Source organism: Conservatibacter flavescens (genome assembly GCF_002795425.1).
GTDB classification, from domain to species: Bacteria; Pseudomonadota; Gammaproteobacteria; order Enterobacterales; family Pasteurellaceae; genus Conservatibacter; species Conservatibacter flavescens.
In genome coordinates this window covers 151,410-171,240 of sequence record NZ_PHHA01000003.1, presented here as the reverse complement: position 1 = coordinate 171,240, position 19,831 = coordinate 151,410, and the positions used below count along the sequence as shown (strand labels likewise).

The 19,831-nt window shown below is 39.8% G+C and carries 21 protein-coding genes; 8 read left to right on the top strand and 13 right to left on the bottom strand.

The window, feature by feature from the left end:
* Positions 1 to 11: 11 nt before the first annotated feature.
* From denD to ltnD, 5 genes are all read right to left on the bottom strand, one after another.
* Positions 12 to 956, bottom strand: coding sequence for a D-erythronate dehydrogenase (gene denD / locus CVP05_RS02765; RefSeq protein ID WP_100288043.1), 945 nt, complete (start codon positions 954 to 956; stop codon positions 12 to 14).
* Positions 957 to 1,066: 110 nt separating this feature from the next.
* Complete coding sequence (gene otnI, locus CVP05_RS02760; RefSeq protein ID WP_100288042.1) at positions 1,067 to 1,849, bottom strand: 2-oxo-tetronate isomerase; 783 nt, start codon at positions 1,847 to 1,849, stop codon at positions 1,067 to 1,069.
* A 2-nt stretch (positions 1,850 to 1,851) separates the two neighbouring features.
* Positions 1,852 to 2,484 carry a 3-oxo-tetronate 4-phosphate decarboxylase gene (gene otnC, locus CVP05_RS02755; protein WP_100288041.1) on the bottom strand — a complete coding sequence of 211 codons (633 nt, stop codon included), beginning with the start codon at positions 2,482 to 2,484 and terminating at the stop codon, positions 1,852 to 1,854.
* Positions 2,481 to 3,722 (bottom strand): 3-oxo-tetronate kinase, encoded by a 1,242-nt coding sequence (gene otnK / locus CVP05_RS02750; protein ID WP_100288040.1) that lies wholly within the window; start codon positions 3,720 to 3,722, stop codon positions 2,481 to 2,483. The genes otnC and otnK overlap by 4 nt, the downstream gene beginning before the upstream one ends.
* 1 nt (position 3,723) lies before the next feature.
* Entirely contained in the window at positions 3,724 to 4,632 is a 909-nt protein-coding gene (ltnD, locus tag CVP05_RS02745; protein WP_100288039.1) for an L-threonate dehydrogenase, read from the bottom strand.
* 214 nt (positions 4,633 to 4,846) lie between these two features.
* Here ltnD and CVP05_RS02740 point away from each other — a divergent pair, with 214 nt between their 5' ends.
* Both CVP05_RS02740 and gntR read left to right on the top strand, forming a co-directional pair.
* Complete coding sequence (locus CVP05_RS02740; protein WP_100288038.1) at positions 4,847 to 5,605, top strand: DeoR/GlpR family DNA-binding transcription regulator; 759 nt, start codon at positions 4,847 to 4,849, stop codon at positions 5,603 to 5,605.
* Positions 5,606 to 5,678: 73 nt separating this feature from the next.
* Positions 5,679 to 6,680 carry a gluconate operon transcriptional repressor GntR gene (gntR, locus tag CVP05_RS02735; protein ID WP_100288037.1) on the top strand — a complete coding sequence of 334 codons (1,002 nt, stop codon included), beginning with the start codon at positions 5,679 to 5,681 and terminating at the stop codon, positions 6,678 to 6,680.
* A gap of 3 nt (positions 6,681 to 6,683) precedes the next feature.
* On the opposite strand, the gene CVP05_RS02730 is transcribed toward gntR, so the two are convergent.
* The gene (locus tag CVP05_RS02730; RefSeq protein WP_100288036.1) at positions 6,684 to 7,208 is read right to left on the bottom strand and encodes a gluconokinase; all 525 of its coding nucleotides are present in this window, start codon (positions 7,206 to 7,208) and stop codon (positions 6,684 to 6,686) included.
* A gap of 234 nt (positions 7,209 to 7,442) precedes the next feature.
* On the opposite strand from CVP05_RS02730, the gene idnD reads away from it, so the two are divergent.
* From idnD to CVP05_RS02715, 3 genes are read left to right on the top strand one after another with little or no spacing between them, the layout of a single operon-like run.
* Positions 7,443 to 8,477: an L-idonate 5-dehydrogenase gene (gene idnD / locus CVP05_RS02725; RefSeq protein WP_100288035.1), complete on the top strand. Its 1,035-nt coding sequence runs from the start codon at positions 7,443 to 7,445 to the stop codon at positions 8,475 to 8,477.
* A gap of 11 nt (positions 8,478 to 8,488) precedes the next feature.
* Complete coding sequence (gene idnO, locus CVP05_RS02720; protein ID WP_100288034.1) at positions 8,489 to 9,253, top strand: gluconate 5-dehydrogenase; 765 nt, start codon at positions 8,489 to 8,491, stop codon at positions 9,251 to 9,253.
* 22 nt (positions 9,254 to 9,275) lie between these two features.
* The gene (locus CVP05_RS02715) at positions 9,276 to 10,625 is read left to right on the top strand and encodes a GntP family permease (RefSeq protein ID WP_100288033.1); all 1,350 of its coding nucleotides are present in this window, start codon (positions 9,276 to 9,278) and stop codon (positions 10,623 to 10,625) included.
* Between the two features lie 71 nt (positions 10,626 to 10,696).
* On the opposite strand, the gene CVP05_RS02710 is transcribed toward CVP05_RS02715, so the two are convergent.
* The 3 genes from CVP05_RS02710 to CVP05_RS02700 all read right to left on the bottom strand — a co-directional run bounded on the left by CVP05_RS02710 (position 10,697) and on the right by CVP05_RS02700 (position 13,721).
* Positions 10,697 to 11,371, bottom strand: coding sequence for a 3-keto-L-gulonate-6-phosphate decarboxylase UlaD (locus tag CVP05_RS02710; RefSeq protein ID WP_100288032.1), 675 nt, complete (start codon positions 11,369 to 11,371; stop codon positions 10,697 to 10,699).
* A 72-nt stretch (positions 11,372 to 11,443) separates the two neighbouring features.
* On the bottom strand, positions 11,444 to 11,911 hold the full coding sequence (locus CVP05_RS02705; protein WP_100288031.1) for a PTS sugar transporter subunit IIA: 468 nt from the start codon (positions 11,909 to 11,911) through the stop codon (positions 11,444 to 11,446).
* Positions 11,912 to 11,921: 10 nt separating this feature from the next.
* Positions 11,922 to 13,721, bottom strand: coding sequence for a PTS ascorbate-specific subunit IIBC (locus CVP05_RS02700; RefSeq protein ID WP_100288030.1), 1,800 nt, complete (start codon positions 13,719 to 13,721; stop codon positions 11,922 to 11,924).
* Between the two features lie 371 nt (positions 13,722 to 14,092).
* Between CVP05_RS02700 and ulaG the strand changes: the two genes are divergently transcribed.
* Positions 14,093 to 15,184 carry an L-ascorbate 6-phosphate lactonase gene (gene ulaG, locus CVP05_RS02695; RefSeq protein ID WP_100288029.1) on the top strand — a complete coding sequence of 364 codons (1,092 nt, stop codon included), beginning with the start codon at positions 14,093 to 14,095 and terminating at the stop codon, positions 15,182 to 15,184.
* 100 nt (positions 15,185 to 15,284) lie between these two features.
* On the top strand, positions 15,285 to 16,031 hold the full coding sequence (gene ulaR / locus CVP05_RS02690; protein WP_100288028.1) for an HTH-type transcriptional regulator UlaR: 747 nt from the start codon (positions 15,285 to 15,287) through the stop codon (positions 16,029 to 16,031).
* On the opposite strand, the gene CVP05_RS02685 is transcribed toward ulaR, so the two are convergent.
* The 4 genes from CVP05_RS02685 to CVP05_RS02670 form a co-directional block, all read right to left on the bottom strand.
* Positions 16,023 to 17,555 (bottom strand): YifB family Mg chelatase-like AAA ATPase, encoded by a 1,533-nt coding sequence (locus tag CVP05_RS02685; protein ID WP_100288027.1) that lies wholly within the window; start codon positions 17,553 to 17,555, stop codon positions 16,023 to 16,025. The genes ulaR and CVP05_RS02685 overlap by 9 nt on opposite strands.
* A gap of 283 nt (positions 17,556 to 17,838) precedes the next feature.
* On the bottom strand, positions 17,839 to 18,078 hold the full coding sequence (locus CVP05_RS02680) for a hypothetical protein (protein WP_100288026.1): 240 nt from the start codon (positions 18,076 to 18,078) through the stop codon (positions 17,839 to 17,841).
* A 115-nt stretch (positions 18,079 to 18,193) separates the two neighbouring features.
* A complete protein-coding gene (yihA, locus tag CVP05_RS02675; RefSeq protein ID WP_100288025.1) occupies positions 18,194 to 18,808 on the bottom strand; it encodes a ribosome biogenesis GTP-binding protein YihA/YsxC in 615 nt (204 codons plus the stop codon).
* Entirely contained in the window at positions 18,805 to 19,248 is a 444-nt protein-coding gene (locus CVP05_RS02670) for a DUF805 domain-containing protein (protein ID WP_100288024.1), read from the bottom strand. The genes yihA and CVP05_RS02670 overlap by 4 nt, the downstream gene beginning before the upstream one ends.
* A gap of 121 nt (positions 19,249 to 19,369) precedes the next feature.
* On the opposite strand from CVP05_RS02670, the gene CVP05_RS02665 reads away from it, so the two are divergent.
* Positions 19,370 to 19,756, top strand: a complete 387-nt coding sequence (locus tag CVP05_RS02665; protein WP_100288023.1) for a RidA family protein — start codon at positions 19,370 to 19,372, stop codon at positions 19,754 to 19,756.
* Positions 19,757 to 19,831 lie beyond the last annotated feature (75 nt).

Here is a 19,831-nt window from a genome sequence, read left to right as displayed (position 1 = left end):
AACAGCTCCTGTTACATATCACATTGAATAAATTGTTGAATAACATCAACAAAGTTTTTATCAGCCGTAAAACCGACATCTAACGCTGTTTTACAATTAATCGTTGCAGGCCAACTTGCCACAATATTGTTAATACTTTCATCAAAATTAAATTGGATATGCTTTAAAATCGCTTCTCCTTTTACTTGTGCGAGATCAGCGAGCATTTGTTTTACACTAATGGTAAAGCCCGGTAGGTTAATAACATGCCAATCTCTAGGATTCAGCGATGGCAGCGTTAAGGCGTGAACAAAGTTATTAATCACTGTATCTGGGCTAGAAAGCCATAAATTAAGATCTTGAGCCACCGGACAAATCGCGCTTTCTCCGTGTAACGGTTCGCGCATAATGCTGCTCACGAAAGAGGAAGCCGCTTTGTTTGGTTTGCCCGGACGAATACAAATCGTCGGTAAACGCAAGGCAAGACCATCAACAAAGCCTTTACGGGTGTAATCATTAATTAATAATTCACACATGGCTTTTTGCGTACCATAAGTGGATTGTGGCGTGACCGCAGTACTATCTTGAATAATCTCAGGTAGTTCACCACCGAATACAGCCAAAGAACTGGAAAAAATGAACCGCACTTTCGGATTATTTTGGCGACAAGCCTCAAGTAAATTACGAGTAGCAAGAAAATTGATTTCATAACCTAAATCAGGATCTTGCTCCGCATGGCTGCTTACAATGGCTGCAAGGTGATAAAGTGCGGTGGTTTTTTCCGTAATTAATGCTTGTAAGCCTGTAGAGTCGCGCAAATCCATTTCAATACAACGTACACGCGGATCATTATTCGGCGCTATCGGTTTTATTACATCAATTAACACCAATTCTTCGAGATCTCTCCGCTCATTCAGCAATTTTTTCGCAAGGCGTTGGCCCAAAAAACCTTGTCCGCCCGTGATAATAATTTGCATAATATGCACCTCTTTCTGTTTATTAATTAAACAACTCGCTGCTTGAAATAAAGAAAATGCCCTGCCCAAGTCAAATTGAGCATAAAACGGGCAATTTTTTTAAGAATTAATTACTGATTTTGGTAAGGTTTAAACCAACCCAAACCTTCTTCGGTGTTAGCTCGCGGTTTATATTCGCAACCGACATAACCGTCGTAACCCATCTCATCTAACTTATCAAAAATATATTGATAGTTGATTTCCCCTTCATCCGGCTCATGACGTTCCGGCACAGAGGCAATTTGAATATGGGCAAATTTACCGTTGAGTTTATCGGTTAAACGGGCTAAATTGCCATCGACGTTTTGAGCATGAAAATAGTCTAACTGCACAAACACGTTATCGCGTTCCACCGCTTCCACAATGTCTAAGGTATCGAGTTGGCTTTTGAGGAAATAATTTGGTTTGACTTCTGGGCTAAGCGCTTCAAGTAAAACCTTAATGCCATGCGGTTTAAATTTATCCGCAGCATAGCGCACATTTTCAATAAAAGTACGTTTATAGGCTTCACGATCTGCCCCATCTGGTACCACTGCCGCCATTACATGCACATTCGGGCAACCAAGCACAAGAGCATATTCTAATGCCGTATCAATATGTTGACGGGCATCAGCTTCTCGTCCCGGAATCGCAGCAATCCCCCATTCTCCCCCTTGAACATCACCTGCTGAGGTATTAAATAGCACTTGTTTTAAGCCATTTTGTTGTAACAACGCTTTCAGTTCTTCTGCGGAATAATCATAAGGCCAAAGATATTCCACATATTTAAAACCTGCTTTGCTTGCCGCCTCAAAACGCTCAAGAAACGGTACTTCATTAAACATCATGGTTAAATTTGCAGCAAATTTAGGCATAATTATTTTCCTCTATTTTCCAAATCTTTCACTTCCGCCTCAGTTAAATAGCGGATTTTGTGACCTTGCAAAATAAACTGCAATTTTGCGGTTTCTTCTAGCTCTTCCGTGTTGTCCACTGCGTCTATTAAATCTGACCCTTTCACGACCACACCGTGATTGGCCAATAAAAACGCTTTTCCGGTTAAGGCGCGTTCGCCTAATTCTCTCGCAATATTAATATCGCCAGGACGATAATAAGGGATCACCTGTAATTTACCGATTCGCATCACATAATAAGGCGTAAATGCTCGCATCGCATTTTCAACATCTAACCCTTCTAAACAAGAGAGCGCGGTTAAATAAGTAGAATGTAAGTGAACAATCGCATTACATTTTGGATCTTTACGGTACATTTCCAAATGGAAAACAGATTCCTTAGACGGTTTATCTCCCTCTAACACATTCCCTTCCATATCCAATACAGATAAACGCTCTGCGGTCAAACGTCCTAATGATGACCCCGTTGGGGTCACTAAAATACGGTTCTCATCAAGGCGCACAGATAAATTACCCGCGCCGCCAACTGTATAGCCTCGCTCAAATAAGGATTTTGCGAGATTTACCATTTGAATTTTTTGCTCTAATTCGGTCATAACATCATTCCTTGCGCAAATTTAAAGAAATCTTCTTTACCAAAATTACCTGATTTTAATGCTAAACAGGTCGGCTCACTTAATGCTTTTAACCAAGGTACTCCCGGTGCAATTTGTTTACCGATTTCAAAGCCTGCAAAACCAAGTTGTTGTACAACTATACTGGAAGTTTCTCCACCCGCTGTAATAAAATTCGCCACACCTGCTGCATGTAATTTTTGCGCCAATTTAGCAAACGTATTCTCAATGGTATAACTTGCACGTTCCGCGCCAAACTTTTGTTGGATCGCTTTTAAGTCTTCTGGTGGGACTGTTGCATACACCATCGGTGCTAATTCTTCATTTAAGTGTTCGTTCACCCATTGATACAACTCTTCTACATAATTTGGATTATTTAGGGCTTGCTCAACATCTAAATGTTTATGGGACGCCTCCTCTTTATAGGCATTCACCTGTTTATTCGTCATTACCGAACAAGATCCCGATAACACCACCGTTTTACCTTTATTTGGGACAAAAGCATTATCACCTTTTTTGCCGCCACTTAAACGCGCGGCCATATATGCCCCTAAACCAGATCCGCCGGTTACGAGTTTAAGATCGGCTACCGCTTCCGCAAGCACCGCCAATTGTGAATTATCTACCGCATCCACCACGGCATAACTAAATCCCTGTTCTTTTAACTCAGCAAAGCGCGCTTTCACATTCTCCGCGCCTTTAAACACATCGGCACTCGTGACTAAGCCTGTTTTACCTTGAGCCTGTGCATCCATCAGACGGACTAAATTGGCATCTTTCATTGGGGTAATCGGGTGATTTTGCATACCACTTTCATTAAGCAATACATTTCCCACGAAGAGGTAACCGTTAAAAATGGTGCGCCCATTAACCGGCAATGCTGGTGTGATTACGGTAAAATTCTCTTTTAACTCCGCTAATAAAGCATCTGCCACTGGCCCGATATTGCCTTTTTCTGTACTGTCAAAAGTAGAGCAATATTTAAAATAAAATTGCTCACAGCCATTATCTTGTAACCAATGCAAGGCTTGTAAAGACTGTTCGATGGCTTCATTCACAGGATTAGAACGAGATTTCAAGCTAATCACAATTGCCTCGACTTTTTCGAGTAATGGCTGACGAGGCACACCATTCATTTGTACGGTTTTCAAGCCATTTTCGGTTAAAAAGCTCGCAATATCACTCGCACCGGTAAAATCATCTGCAATTACACCTAACATCTTAATTTTCTCCTTTTTTTGGTAACTCGATACCGCTGAAGATTTTAATAACCGCACTGTCATCTTCCTTGCCGTAACCTGCATTGCTGGCTTCAGTAAACATAGAATAAGCGGTACTCGCCAAATGCAGTGGGAAACGAAGAGATTTTGCCGTGTCGTTTACCAAGCCTAAATCCTTGACAAAAATATCAACCATTGAAAGTGGAGTATAATCACCATCTACTACATGTTTCATGCGATTTTCAAACATCCAAGAATTACCCGCTGCATTGGTCACAACGTCATACATTAAATTTAATGGGATGCCCGCTTTTGCTGCCAATGCCATTGCTTCTGCTCCAGCAGCAATATGCACACCTGCTAATAATTGATGAATAATTTTCACCGTTGCACCTAAACCAATTTCTTCACCAATGTTATATACCTTACCTGCTACAGCATCTAATACTGGCTGTAATTTGCTGAAAGCTTCTTGAGAACCGGAGGCCATCACAGTCATCTCACCTTGCGCAGCTTTCGCCGCACCGCCGGAAACAGGCGCGTCTAACATAATCAGCCCTAAATCTGTTAATTTTTGTGAAATCGCTTTTGCATCATCAGCCGCCATAGTAGAAGAAGCCATCACCACTGTGCCCGGTTTTAATTTATTCGCTAAACCATTCTCACCAAATAGCACGGCATTGGTTTGCGCAGCATTAACCACTAGAATAACAACCGCATCTAATTTTTCTGCAAATTCATCGCCATTTGTCGCAACCGCTTTTGCACCTGCAGCTTTTAACTTCTCAAGCGCTGCCTGATTTAGGTCAATTCCATAAGTCTCTAAACCCGCATTAATACAAGACAGCGCAGCGCCCATCCCCATAGAACCTAAGCCAACAACAGCAACGGAATAAGATTGATTACTCATAATGATTTCTCCCAAATTAAAATAAGAATGTAATTGTATGCTATCATCACTTTTTTTGATAAAAAATTCTGCGATCTAGATCACAAAAATGATATTTTTTGTTATAAAATGTTACTTAATGTTAAAAAATTAGAATGTTCATCACCATGATTGTCGGAATTTATAAGAAAAGTGTATAATCTTTCCAAGTTCATACATAAAAAGAAGTAGAAAAATGATCCCAGCTGAAAGACAGAAAAAAATCCTTAATCTCATTCAACAAAAAAGCATTGCCAGCATTAGCGAATTAACCGATCTCCTCAACGTTTCTCACATGACGATTCGCCGTGATATTCAAAAACTCGAAGACGATGGCAAGGTTGTCTCGGTATCTGGAGGCGTACAGCTTTTAGAGCGTTTATCCGTTGAACCCACTCACGACGATAAATCCCAATTATTTCAACCTCAAAAAGAAGCCATTGGCATTTATGCTGCCCAAATGATTCCTCCAAATCACACTATTTATCTTGACGCAGGAACGACGACTTTAGCAATTGCCCATCAATTAGTCGACAGAAGTGATCTATTAATTATCACCAATGATTTTGCCATTGCCGATTTTTTGATGAAATATGGAAAAAGTGAACTTATTCATATCGGTGGTAGCGTGAATAAATCGAACCGCTCTTCGGTGGGAGAATTGGCAGCACAGTTTCTCCGTAACCTTTCTATTGATATTGCTTTTATTTCAACTTCATCTTGGAACTTAAAGGGGTTAACCACGCCGAATGAAAACAAAATTCCGGTAAAGAAAGCCATTATTCAATCCTCAACTAAAAATGTCCTAGTGAGCGACTCTTCAAAATATGGCAAAGTCGCGACGTTCTTACTATTTGGCTTGAATACATTTGATTATATTATTTGTGACAAAGAGTTAATTGAATATGCTCAAGATGCTATTAATGAAATGGAAGTAGAGTTAATTTTAGTGTAGGGCATAAAAGTGCGGTAGTTTTATAGCCTCTTTTTTTCTATAATACATCAGCATAAAAGAATAACGGATAATCATGAATAGCAAACGCAAGCGCCCCACTTTACAAGATATCGCCAATCATCTTGGACTGACCAAAATGACAATCAGTCGCTATTTACGTGATCCCAATTCCGTTGCGGCAACCACACAAAAGCGAATTGCGGCAGTGATCGAAGAATTTGGCTATATTCCTAATCGCGCGCCAGAAATTCTCTCCAATGCGCGGAGTAAAGCTATCGGTGTACTTGTTCCCTCCTTGACTAACCATGTGTTTGCCGATGTGATTAAAGGCATTGAATTAGTGACCGATCAAGCCGGCTATCAAACCATGCTTGCCCACTATGGCTACAGTATGGAAAAAGAAGAACAGCGTATTGAATCCTTGCTCTCTTACAATGTCGATGGATTAATCTTATCGGAAAATGATCATTCCGAACGCACCTTAAAAATGCTTGAAGTGGCAAATATCCCTGTGATTGAAATTATGGATAGCAAAGTAATCGGTCTACAACAAGTGGTGGGGTTTGACAACATTGCAGCCTCTCAAACAATGACCGAAACCCTGATCCACAAAGGCTATAAAGACATTGTCTATTTTACTGCGCGTATGGATAAACGTACTCGCTTAAAATTGCAAGGTTATGAAAATGCCATGAGAAAACATAATTTACCGGTGCGTAGTTTAATTACGGAAGAGCCATCATCGTTCACACTTGGCGCAAGGCTGCTCCACCAAGCGTTAAAAAAATATCCAGCGATGAACGGTATTGTCTGCACCAATGATGATTTAGGCATTGGCGCACTATTTGAGTGTCAACGTCTAGGCATTCCAGTACCAAAACAAATTGCGATCGCGGGCTTCCATGGCCATGATGTTGGACAATCAACCATTCCACAGTTAGCTAGTGTCATCACACCACGCCTAGAAATCGGCAAAAAAGCCGCACAAGAGCTATTAGATCGCCTACATGGTATCCCGGCACAAAGCCATATTATTGATCTCGGTTATCATATTCATCTTGGCGGCACAATCTAGTGTCTATAAAAAAGGCTTAATCCCCTGTATACAGCGTTCAACAACATCATCAAATGAACCATCAATATCAACAGGAATCACATCCGGTTCATCCGCTTGTGGATATTCAAGGGTCTCAAACTGACTTTTCAGCATATCTGTTTTCATATAATGCCCCTTACGCTGCTTCATACGTTCTAGTACCAGTTCAAAGTCACCATGCAAAAAAATAAATTTTACATGGTCATTCCCTTCACGTATCAGATCGCGATATTTTTTCTTGAGCGCAGAACAAACAATAATCCCTACTTCGCTTTTTTGTTCTAAGCTAAAAGCCGCATCGCGAATACGTTCAAGCCAAGGCGCGCGATCATCATCATTTAAAGGTTGCCCCGAGCCCATTTTGAGAATGTTCGCTCTTGGGTGTAAATCATCTCCATCAATTAACTTTATTCCTAGACGATAAGCCACTTCTGTCCCGACAGACGTTTTCCCCGTGCTAGATACTCCCATTAGAATAAAACTTTTTCCTGTTTTTGTGGCACTCATTCTATTTCTCCAACTAAGTTACCAGTAACAATTATTTGAAAGTATATTCGCAAAAAACACATAAAACCACTACCAATCTTTTAAAAATCATTTCAATAACGTGAAGCAGATCACGTTTTTACACTTAAAATTCAAAATATCCTTTACAAATTCATTAAGAAAAAATATGTTACCCGTAACTAAATGGTGAGTATCAGATATTCACAAAGTATCACTTTAAAAGAGGGTTCATGCATGAAAACACAATCTTGTGTCGTAAAAGGGGCTAAAAATGTTGATATAATGACCCAAGACATTCAATATGATGATAATCCTGAGCAAACGTTAATCCAAATTATCCGCGGCGGTATCTGCGGTTCAGATTTACACTATTATCAACATGGCAAAATTGGTAATTATGAAATCAAACATCCCATGGTTTTAGGCCATGAAGTCATTGGCCGAGTTGTCAAAACTCACTCATCTCGCCTTAAAATTGGACAAAAAGTTGCGATTAATCCAAGCAAACCTTGTTTACAGTGTAAATATTGTCTGAATGGCGAAAGCAATCAATGTGAAAATATGCGTTTCTTTGGTAGTGCCATGTATGACCCCCATGTTGACGGCGGTTTTACCCAATTTAAAGTCGTGGATACTGCACAGTGTATTGACTATCCCCAAGATGCACCTGATGAGGTTATGGTATTTGCCGAACCGCTTGCTGTTTGTATTCATGCTGTCAAACAGGCCGGTGATATTTCAGGTAAAAAAGTCTTTATTTCTGGTGTTGGTCCCATTGGCTGTTTAGTGGTTGCGGCGGCAAAAGTGCTGGGCGCAAAAGAGATTATTTGTACCGATTTAAGCCAACGTTGTTTAGACATAGCTCATCAAATGGGCGCAACCAAAACCCTATTAGCCCATGAGGATTTTACGGAGTATGCTCAGCATAAAGGCGAATTTGATATTACATTTGAAGCCTCCGGCCACCCTTCATCAATTGAACGTTGCTTAACCGTCACCAAAGCTAAAGGTAAAATTATTCAAATCGGCATGGGAGCAAATGTGCCTAATTTCCCAATCATGAGCTTAATTGCCAAAGAAATTCAATGGATTGGCTCTTTCCGTTTTGTCGAAGAATTTAATACCGCCGTTGAGTGGTTAGGCACCGGCAAACTTGACCCCTTACCATTACTGTCAGCCACATTCCCATACCAAGAATTAGAACAGGCATTAATCACGGCTGGGAATAAAAATGATATTGCCAAAGTGCAATTGATTTTTACCGAATAAGGAAACCCATCATGAGTGAACTTTTTTCATTAAATCACAAACGTATTTTAGTTACAGGCTCTGCACGTGGCATTGGCCGTTTACTTGCTCAAGGTTTGGCTGAACATGGCGCAGAAGTTATTATCAATAGCACTCAACAAGATAAATCTCAAGCTGTCGCAGATGAGCTCAACGCTCAAGGGTTTAAAGCTCATGCAGTCGCCTTTGATGTCACTGACTCAAGTGCGGTACAAAAATCCATAGATTTTATTGAGCAAAATATTGGGCCGATTGATGTCTTAATTAATAATGCGGGCATTCAACGTCGCCACCCTTTCTGTGAATTCCCTGAAAAAGATTATGATGACATTATTAACGTGAACCAAAAATCCGTATTTATTGTGTCTCAAATTGTGGCGCGTTATATGGTTAAACGCCAACAAGGGAAAATCATTAATATCGGCTCCATGCAAAGCGAGTTAGGGCGCGATACCATCACGCCTTATGCGGCCTCGAAAGGCGCAGTCAAGATGCTTACTCGAGGAATGTGTGTAGAGCTCGCCCGTTACAATATTCAGGTCAATGGGATCGCGCCAGGCTATTTTAAAACAGAATTAACTCAAGCATTGGTTGAAAATAAAGAATTCAGTGATTGGTTATGCAAAAGAACTCCCGCTGCTCGCTGGGGGAACCCTGAAGAATTAATTGGTGCGGCGGTATTTCTATCTTCCAAAGCATCTGATTTTGTCAATGGCCATCTACTTTTTGTTGATGGCGGAATGTTAGCCGCAGTATAACGTCTATTAAGAGAGTACTACTATGTTAATTTTTATAATGATCGCAGCAATTTTACTTTTACTCTTGCTGATTATGAAGTTTAAAGTCCATGCTTTTGTGGCATTAATTATTGTCAGTATTTTAACCGCACTTGCCGCAGGTATTCCTGTGGATAAAATTTTACCCACTTTGTTAAGCGGGTTTGGTAATACCTTAGCTGCCGTTGCCTTATTAGTGGGTTTAGGCGCAATGATTGGCCGTTTATTAGAAATTACCGGTGGGGCGAAAGTTCTCGCAGATACGCTGATTAATAAATTTGGTGAAAAAAATGCACCTTTTGCCCTAGGGATTGCCTCATTATTATTTGGTTTTCCTATTTTCTTTGATGCCGGTTTAGTTGTCATGTTGCCAATTATTTTTAGTGTGGCAAAACAATTTGGCGGCTCTGTATTAAAATATGCCCTCCCGGCTGCCGGTGCATTCGCGGTTATGCATGCATTTGCAGTTCCCCATCCTGGCCCGGTTGCGGCGGGAGATTTACTCGGTGCAAATATTGGGTTATTGACCGTTGTGGGTATTATTTGTGCTATCCCAACTTGGTATATTGCTACCTATTTATTCGGTACTTGGCTAGGTAATCGGATTCATATTGATTTGCCAAAAGCCTTTTTAAATGCAACCGCGATCAATCAAACGGCGGTATTAAATCCACCGAGTTTTGGCAAAGTTATGACGATCTTGATGTTGCCACTCGTATTAATCTTACTTGATACCGGATTAAACACACTCAGTGTTTCAGGCGTGATTGACGGTTCACAAACGTGGGTGCAAGCATTACGTTTACTGGGTAAAACACCTATCGCGCTTCTTATCACCTTAATTGTTGCTATTTTATTATTGAAAGAACAACGCAGTTATGAACAAATCGAAAAAATTTGTGATAATGCCTTAGGACCAATTTGCGCTATTGTGCTTGTTACAGGTGCAGGTGGTATGTTTGGTGGTGTATTAAGAGCTAGTGGTATCGGTGATGTATTAGCGGGTATGTTATCTGATACGGGGATGCCTGTTATTGTTGCAGCGTTTATCATTTCCGTTGCTCTACGTGTTGCACAAGGTTCTGCCACCGTCGCATTAACCACTACTGCTGCACTCATTTCACCAATGGTTGCCGCCTCCACAGATTTAAGCCAGTTTGATCTTTGCTTTATTGTCATCTCAATCGCAGCAGGCTCAACCGCTTTCTCGCACGTCAATGACTCTGGGTTCTGGCTCGTCAGTCGTTTTTTAGAGATGGATACCAAAACCACTTTAAAAACCTGGACTGTACAAGAAACGTTAATCGGTATTGTTGGGTTTGGAATTGCCTTAATCGGCAGTATTCTTCTCTAAACAATTTTCAATATACATGAGGGACAAGGCTATGCCTTGCCCCTAAAATCATGAATCGGGTTACTGAATAATTACCAATATTTATTGATTTCTGCACGAATTGCTTCTGCAGTTTGCTGGCCTTTTTCACCCACCAATGCTCTCCCAGCAATAAAGGCTTTCGCATTTTTAATTTCTTTGAATAAATGAATATCTTCCGGCACAATACCACCAGTAATAGACAATTCAATCCCCAAGTCAGACAGTTTTTTCATAAGTTCAACATCTTCCGCAGTCCAGCCCTTACCCGCTAATTCGGCATCACGTGAACGGTGATAAATCGCCTGAGTAACACCCAACTCTACCCAATCTTTCGCATCATCAAGGGTCCAGTTACCGTAAATTTCAATTTGAATTTCTTTTTTCACCTTTAATTCAGGATGAGCGGCATTGAATTCATCTGCCACTTTTTTACACGCGGCTTTTGTTGCCGGATGCGCTGCAGCAGACACCGTTAACCAATCTGCGCCAGCTTCAAATGCCATCTTCGCGAGAATCGCCCCACCATCGGTGGTTTTTAAATCACATACGATAATATGATTCGGGTGTAATGCACGCAACGTTGAAATGGCTTTCATACCTTCAGCGAACGCCAAAATAGTTCCAACCTCAATAATATCCACAACAGATTCCGCTTGTTTCGCGTCTGCAGCACCTTTTTCTAAGCTTAAAGCATCTAATGCAATTTGCAGTAATGGTTTAGTCATGTTTGTTTTCCTTCTGTTAAATTAAATTATGCTAAAAAGTGCGGTCAATTTTACCGCACTTTTTTAATCCGTTCAGCCATTTAATGCTTTTTCAAGCACCGCAAGCACTTCCTCTTGCGTTTGACAAGCCAAGAATTTTTGGATATTCACCCCATCATCACTTTCAGGATCATCAAAGGCTTGGGTGATTTCCATAATGCCTTCCATGTGAGTATCTGAATCACTCCCAGCAAGGGTTAATAACACAGATACCGGTTCCTCCTCGCCTTCAAAAAAGACTGGGGTTTTTAAAGTCACTAGCGCAAAAGCCGTTTTAATTACCCCTTCTTCAGGACGAGCATGAGGCATTGCCAGTCCTGGCGCCAAGATAATATAAGGCCCCATTTGTTTAATTTTACCCACAATATTATCATAATAACGTGGCTCTATTGCACCTGAGGCAACCAATAAATCTGTGCCAATTTTAATGGCATCTTCCCAATTGGCTGCCGTTTGATTTAACTTAATGGAACCATTTTCAATAAGGGATTCTCTTAACATAACTTCCTCCTTAATGGGATTTTTCTGCCTGATGCTTGTTGATCAACTCCACCAATTCATCTCCAAATGAGTTTGGATTCAGCATATTTTTCACACCCAATACAGATTTTCCTTCACTTACTTGGATCTCGTTGGCTAAATGTTGGGAAGACACGATAATATCCACATCATTTAACTTGCCTTTATAATCTGTCACCGCACAAGAATCCATAATATTAGGAATACCGCGTTTATCAAGATAACCTTTAATTTTCATTTTCATCATCATTGATGAACCTTGTCCAGAACCACAAACAGCTAAAATACGAATCGGACGAATACCGCTTTCACTCTCTTGTATGACGGTGTCTGTTTGCACTGGCGAAACATCTTGCTCTTCCTCAATGCCATAACCATCCATTTGCTCCAATGTTTTACCCGCCGCCGCTGCAGCCGCCTCATCTGCTCTTAATTTTTTACTGGCAAAGTTCATATACACTAATGCCAACGCTAAAATAACAAAGAAGAAAAATGGAATACTCACGATGCCTTGTAGCAATGGTGGGAAAAATAATGCCCAGTCTGCCATTCCCATCCAGCCATTGAAAATAGTGCCTTGTGAAGCAAGTAATTGAATCACCCAAGCCGATCCTAGAACCTCTATAATCCCCATGACAAAACAAATTTTCATCACCGCTTTCCAACCACCAAAATGGTTTGCGAAAACCCCAATTGTGGCGTTAGAAAAGAACATTGGGATAAAGCCTGGAATAATTAAAATTGGTGCGCCCATTGCTAATAAAATACCGACGGCAACAAACTGACCTATTGCTCCCCACATAAAACCAAATACCATGGCATTTGGTGAAAAAGCATAAATGGCGGCACAATCAATCGCCAATACCGCATTTGGAATAACCCGTTCAGAAATCCCTTTAAATGCTTCAGATAATTCGGCAACAAACATCCGCACGCCCATAACTATCACTTGTACAGCAACCGCAAATTTCAAGCCAGTTTCGAGAATATAAATTGTCCAATGGGTTTTTCCCGCCATTTCTTGCAAATTATCCAAGCCAAAGGAAAGTAAAATAATGCCGAAAAATAAGGTCATCACGATGGCAGTTGCAGAAATACTATCATGGAAAATATGTAACCATTTTGGCAAATCCATATGATCCACATTATCTTTTTTATCACCCAGTTTCGGTGCAAGTTTTACTGCAATCCAAGAAGCAAATTGTTGTTGATGTCCGATGGAAAAACCTGCCCCACCCGTGACAGATTGTGTCGGTTTATACATAATATTTGAGGAAATCCCCCAATATAACGCCATGATAACCGCTGTATATATCACGGTTTCCCACATGGAGGCACCTATTATCATATAAAATACCGCCACGAGACCTGCTTGCTGAAACATAATATGGCCAGTCAGCATGATTGTACGAATACCGGTAAAACGGCGAAATACCACTAATAAAATATTAAGCGCTAAAGCTAAAATTACCGCATAACCTACCCAAGCATAATTATCGCCCATTGTCTGAATAGTCGCTTGCATACTGGTATAAGGGTCAATGACTGCGCCAGTTAATCCATGAAATTTTGCTAAATTATCAATAATCGGTTTAAACCCTTGCACAAGTGTGCCTGCCCCGACTTGAACCAGCATAAACCCTACAATTGTTTTGATTGTCCCTTTAATAATGGTGGTCGTATCTTTTCTTAATAAGATATAACCAATACAGGCGACCAGACCAAGTAATAGTGGTGCTTTAGATAGCACTTGAGCATTAAAGCCCAAAAATAAATTATAGAGTGTCTCCATTGTAAACCTCTCATTTTTATCAAATTTAGGGGAAATAATTTCACTCTAAAGCTGCATGAGTGAATTTACCGTCCTAATAATAAAAGTTTTCAATTTCATAAAAAAGATTATTTTTGATTATTTGTGACAATAATCACATTTTATTTACTCAAAACAAATCAATTAGAGCAAAACTGATAACACAATAAATTTATCCATCTTTACCAAAAACAGCATTAACATAAGAGTAAAATACGGACAAATCGAGGTTTAAAATAAAAAATGCGATCTAAATCACAAAAACAGGAAAAAATATTTTACAATCCAAAATGATTACTTATGATTATAAATGATTCAATTATTAGCTAATCATGAAAGAGGAGTGAATAACTATGAGCAAAATTAGTGAAATCACCAGAGAAAGTTGGATTCTATCCACTTTCCCAGAATGGGGAACATGGCTAAACGAGGAAATCGAAAGCGAAATTGTACCAGAAGGTAATTTTGCAATGTGGTGGCTAGGTTGTGTGGGAGTTTGGATCAAAACTCCGGCTGGCGCTAACATTTGTATGGACTTATGGTGTGGTCGCGGTAAACACACCAAAAAAGTGAAAGATATGGTGCGTGGTCATCAAATGGCAAATATGGCTGGTGTGCGTAAACTTCAACCTAATTTACGCGCACAACCTATGGTATTAGACCCATTTTCTATTAATGAAGTAGACTTTATCCTCGCTTCTCATTACCACAGCGATCATATTGACATTAACGTTGCCGCCGCCATTGTCAATAACCCCAACTTAAATCATGTTAAATTTGTCGGCCCTTGGCATTGTGTTGAACTCTGGAAGAAATGGGGAGTACCAGAAGAGCGCTGTATCACAGTTAAACCGGGCGATGTGGTTAAACTCAAAGATGTCGAAATTCATGCATTAGATTCTTTTGATCGCACTTGTTTAGTTACCTTACCTGTAGAAGGCGCTGATGAACAAGGAGGAGAACTTGCCGGCCTTTGTCCATCAGACGAGGAAATGGGACGTAAAGCGGTAAACTATGTATTTAAAACCCCTGGTGGCACAATTTATCATGGCGCTGACTCGCATTATTCCATTCAATTTGCCAAACATGGTAAACAATTTGATATTGATGTCGCACTGAATAACTACGGTGAAAATCCTATCGGTATTGCAGATAAAATGACATCAATCGATCTGCTTCGTATGGCCGAATGTTTGCGTGCCAAAGTCATTATTCCGGTTCATCATGATATTTGGACAAATTTCATGGCCAGCACGGATGAAATTTTACAACTATGGCGCATGCGTAAAGATCGCTTGCAATATAAGTTCCACCCATTTATTTGGGAAGTCGGTGGTAAATATGTTTATCCACAGGATAAAGACTTAATTGAATATCATCACCCTAGAGGATTTGATGATTGCTTTGAACAAGAACCGAATATTCCATTTAAATCCATGCTATAACTTTTCAAATGAAAGCCACCTAAATAACTTGGTGGCTTTACTTGTTAATGATGATTTGTTTTAATGAGAGATAATTATCAAAGATTTATTGAGACGTATCATGAACGAAAATTATCGTCATCGACAATTACTGAATTTATTAGATGAAAAACAACTCCTTTCCACCTCAGAAATCATCCAAATATTAGGAGTGTCACCTGCCACTGCGCGCCGTGATATTACTAAACTACACCAACAAGGCCGATTGGTAAAAGTGCGCAACGGAGCAGAAAAGCTCAATGCAAGTCCTGAGCTGAGTATTTCTCATAAAATTAATAATAGTGATGAAAAACAACGAATCGCCAATGCCGCAACCCAACTTTGTAAAGAAGGCGACAGTGTCGTTTTAACCTGTGGCTCAACCATGCAAATGCTAGGCTCAAAATTGTGCGGTCGAAAATTACAAATTATTACCAATTATCTCCCGTTGGCAAATTATCTTATCGAACACCATCATGAAGATTTGGTGATTATTGGCGGGCAATATAACAAAGATAAACAAATCACGCTTTCTTTGCACCATCAACATGAGCCAAGCTATGCCACCAACATTATGTTTACCAGTGGCAAAGGGTTTACCGAGCAAGGACTATATAAAACCGATATGATTATTGCCCATTCAGAGCAACAAATGTCTTCCCATGCGGGTAAATATGTTGTCTTACTCGATAGCTCTAAATTAGGCAAGCAAGTCGGTATGCTATTTAAAGCACTACAACAAATTGATATATTAATTACTGGCAAAGAAGCCGATCCCGTTATTATTGAGCAATTACGACATAAGGGGATTAAAATTATCCTAGCCTAATTCACCGCTTAATTTTTGTAATAACCGATCCATAGCCCGATAACCTAACGCTTCCGCTAAGTGCGGTCGAGAAATATCTTTTTCTTCACTCAGATCTGCTATGGTGCGTGCTACCTTTAAAATACGGTGATATGCACGCACAGATAGCCCTAATTTATTTAAAGCACTTTCCAAAAATAGCGCATCTTGTTGATTTAACCGACAATCTACCTCAATTTCTTTACTACTTAAGTGAGCATTCACTTTTCCTCTACGCGCTAACTGAATATCACGAATTTTTAATACCTTTGCGCGCACCTGCTCACTCGTTTCGCCTCGATCATGGGTATTTTGTAGTGTGCCCTGTGGTAACAAGGGAACCTCAATAGATAAATCAAAACGATCAAGAAATGGGCCAGACAAACGATTTAAATAACGCATGACTTGCTGAGGAGATGTGCGGTTATGTGAGCCTTGATAATGCCCTGTTGGGCTTGGGTTCATGGCTGCAACTAATTGGAAACGCGCCGGAAATTGCACCTTTGCATTTGCACGAGAAATAATAATTTCGCCTGATTCTAATGGCTGTCGGAGAGCATCTAAAACCTTACGCTCAAACTCTGGCAACTCGTCCAAAAATAACACACCATTATGAGCTAAGCTAATTTCACCGGGACGGGGAATCGATCCCCCACCCACTAATGCCGCCATGGAAGCACTATGGTGTGGCGCACGAAAAGGGCGCTGTTTCCAATTGAAAAAGTTCAGCTCATTTTGAACTAAACTGGTTACAGCTGCGCTCTCAATGGCTTCTTGATCGGTCATTTCCGGCAATAAGGTCGTTAATCGGCTCGCGAGCATGGTTTTCCCCGTTCCAGGTGGGCCAAGAAATAATAAATTGTGCTGCCCAGCTGCGGCAATCGTTAAGGCTCGCTTAGCATGTTGTTGCCCAATGATATCTGTTAAATCTTGTGAAAATTCCGGATTAAAATCTACCGCACTTTGCTTAAATTGTTGTGCTGTCGGTAAATTTTCTTGATTATTCAAACATTGCACCACTTGTAATAAAGATTGTGCCACATAGGTTTCATTATCCGACACTAAGGCCGCTTCTCGAGCATTTTGTTTGGCAATGATCAGTTGCCGCTTCGATTTCTGTGCAGCCAAAATCGCAGGAATCACTCCTTGAACCCCTCGCAACTGTCCTGTTAGTGCCAGCTCACCTAAAAATTCAAACTGCCGTAATTTATCACCATCTATTTGACCCGAAGCAACCAAAATTCCAATCGCAATAGGCAAATCAAAACGCGCGCCCTCTTTAGGCAAATCTGCCGGAGCAAGGTTCACTGTAATTTTCTTAGGAGGATAACGAAATTGCGCATTGATCAATGCACTGCGTACGCGATCACGCGCTTCTTTGACGGTCGTTTCTGGCAGCCCCACTAAGGTAAAACCAGGGTTTCCATTACTCATATGGACTTCAATGGTAACTAAAGGGGCCTGTACTCCCATAGATGCTCGACTATAAACAATCGCTAGAGACATATGTTTCTCCAAAAAATATTTTTAGAGAACAGAATAAAAACAAAGTGCGGTCAAATAAATTTTATTTTTATTTTAACCGCACTTTTTGGAACAGAGATCGCAAAAATAATATTTTTTCTATTCAATACTTAAAAAAAATACACTTCAAAAGTGTATCTTTTTCTTTAGCCCATTAAGAATACATTACTTCGTTTTATTCGCTTCGTTAAGTACCTGATTCAACTTATAAACAAAAAAACCACCCAATACAACAGCAATAAGAAGTCCTATTGTCAATTCCATATTATTCCTCCCTTTTATGGGCATTTAATTCAAGCGTTCGGCGACAAACTCGCCCTCCAAGAATAAAAATATAAATACCGACTATTAGTATAACTATGTTAAATAATTTAAATTCAACGGGATATTCTCCATAAATAATAACAGGTATCCCTAGAAACGCAACTTTTGCTATATCATCAAATATTTTTGCCCATGCTTCAAATGTGCTTTTTTCAAACGGTCTTCTTAAAATATTAAACATAACTTCTCCTAAAAATAACATTTTAAGAAAAGATAAAAACAAAGTGCGGTCAAATAAATTTTATTTTTATTTTAACCGCACTTTTTGGAACAAAGATCGCAAAAATGATATTTTTCTAAGTAAAATTAGGACTAAACCACGCATCCAGTTTACTGGCCAACTTATCAAGTCCAATACGTTTTAACGCAGAATAAGCTTCTACTTGTACATCACCTTGAAAAGGTAAAATCGCCTCTCGCACCATTTTCAATTGCTTATTACGCTCACTTTGGCTTAGTTTATCGGCTTTTGTCAGTAACAGTAACACAGGCAAAGACGCCGACACTGCCCATTCAATCATCTGTTGATCTAAATCTTTTAGTGGATGACGGATATCCATTAAAATGACTACCCCTCCTAAACATTCGCGTTTTTGCAAATATTCCCCTAAAGATTGTTGCCACTTTAATTTCATTTGTTCCGGTACTGCAGCATAACCATAACCTGGTAAATCCACTAGTTTACATTGGGGTTCCACTTCAAATAAGTTAATTAATTGCGTACGTCCTGGCGTTTTTGAGGTACGTGCTAAATTCTTTTGATTGGTTAAAGCATTTAATGCCGTTGATTTTCCTGCATTTGAACGCCCCGCAAACGCAATCTCAATGCCCGTATCTTCAGGTAGATGGCGAATATCCGGAGCACTAATTAAAAAATGAGTTTTATGATAATTAAGTTTTATTTCTGTCACGTTAAATCCTTGTTATTGAATGAAATAGACACCCCTTTCTCACCATATACGTTTGCCTGAGTCTGTCCTTTAAATATGCCTAAATCAAGTAATAATAATGTGATAATAAATAGAGGTAACAGGCGGCTCAATGCCCATGCCAAAAAGCTATCATCTTGTGGTGAACTAATGTAGCATAAAATAGGTAAAATTAACATGAACGCTCCCCAGCCTGAACGCCCTCTATCATGTAAGCGCTTAATCACTACCGCTAAACAGACCCACACAGCCAAACCCAACACCGACAATAACAAAATAATCTGTGATTGTTCAATATTCTGTTGTATAGGAAACACATTGGCGAAAAAAAATAGCCATAGCAATACGCTAACTATGCCAATCCAAAATCCTTGTCGATTTAATCGACCTTTAAAGGAAAAAAGCCCTTTATACCAAATCATATTACCTCTGTTTCTATTTACTTTTGATACAGTATACTGATTTTTTAGCTATTCTGCTGTCAATTTTGATTTACGCTATAATCAAGTATAAAATATACCTTTTAAAATAAAGGAGAAAACTATGACAAAAATTATCAATACAGAAAAAGCGCCCGCAGCAATCGGCCCTTATGTGCAAGCAGTGGATTTAGGCAATTTAGTACTGACTTCCGGTCAAATTCCAGTCAATCCAGCGACAGGTGAAATACCGCAGGATATTACCGCTCAAGCTCGTCAATCACTAGAAAACGTCAAAGCGATTATCGAACAAGCAGGTTTAAGTGTTGCGAATATTGTCAAAACAACCGTTTTTGTGAAAGATTTAAATGATTTTGCTACCGTCAATGCAGAATATGAGCGTTTCTTTCAAGAAAATAATCACCCACATTTTCCGGCACGCTCTTGCGTAGAAGTGGCTCGTTTACCAAAAGATGTGGGCATTGAAATCGAAGCAATTGCAGTAAAATAAGCCTCATTTACCTCACTAAAAAACCTAGCATTCACCGAACGCTAGGTTTTTAATTTATATGACAAGCCTTATCGA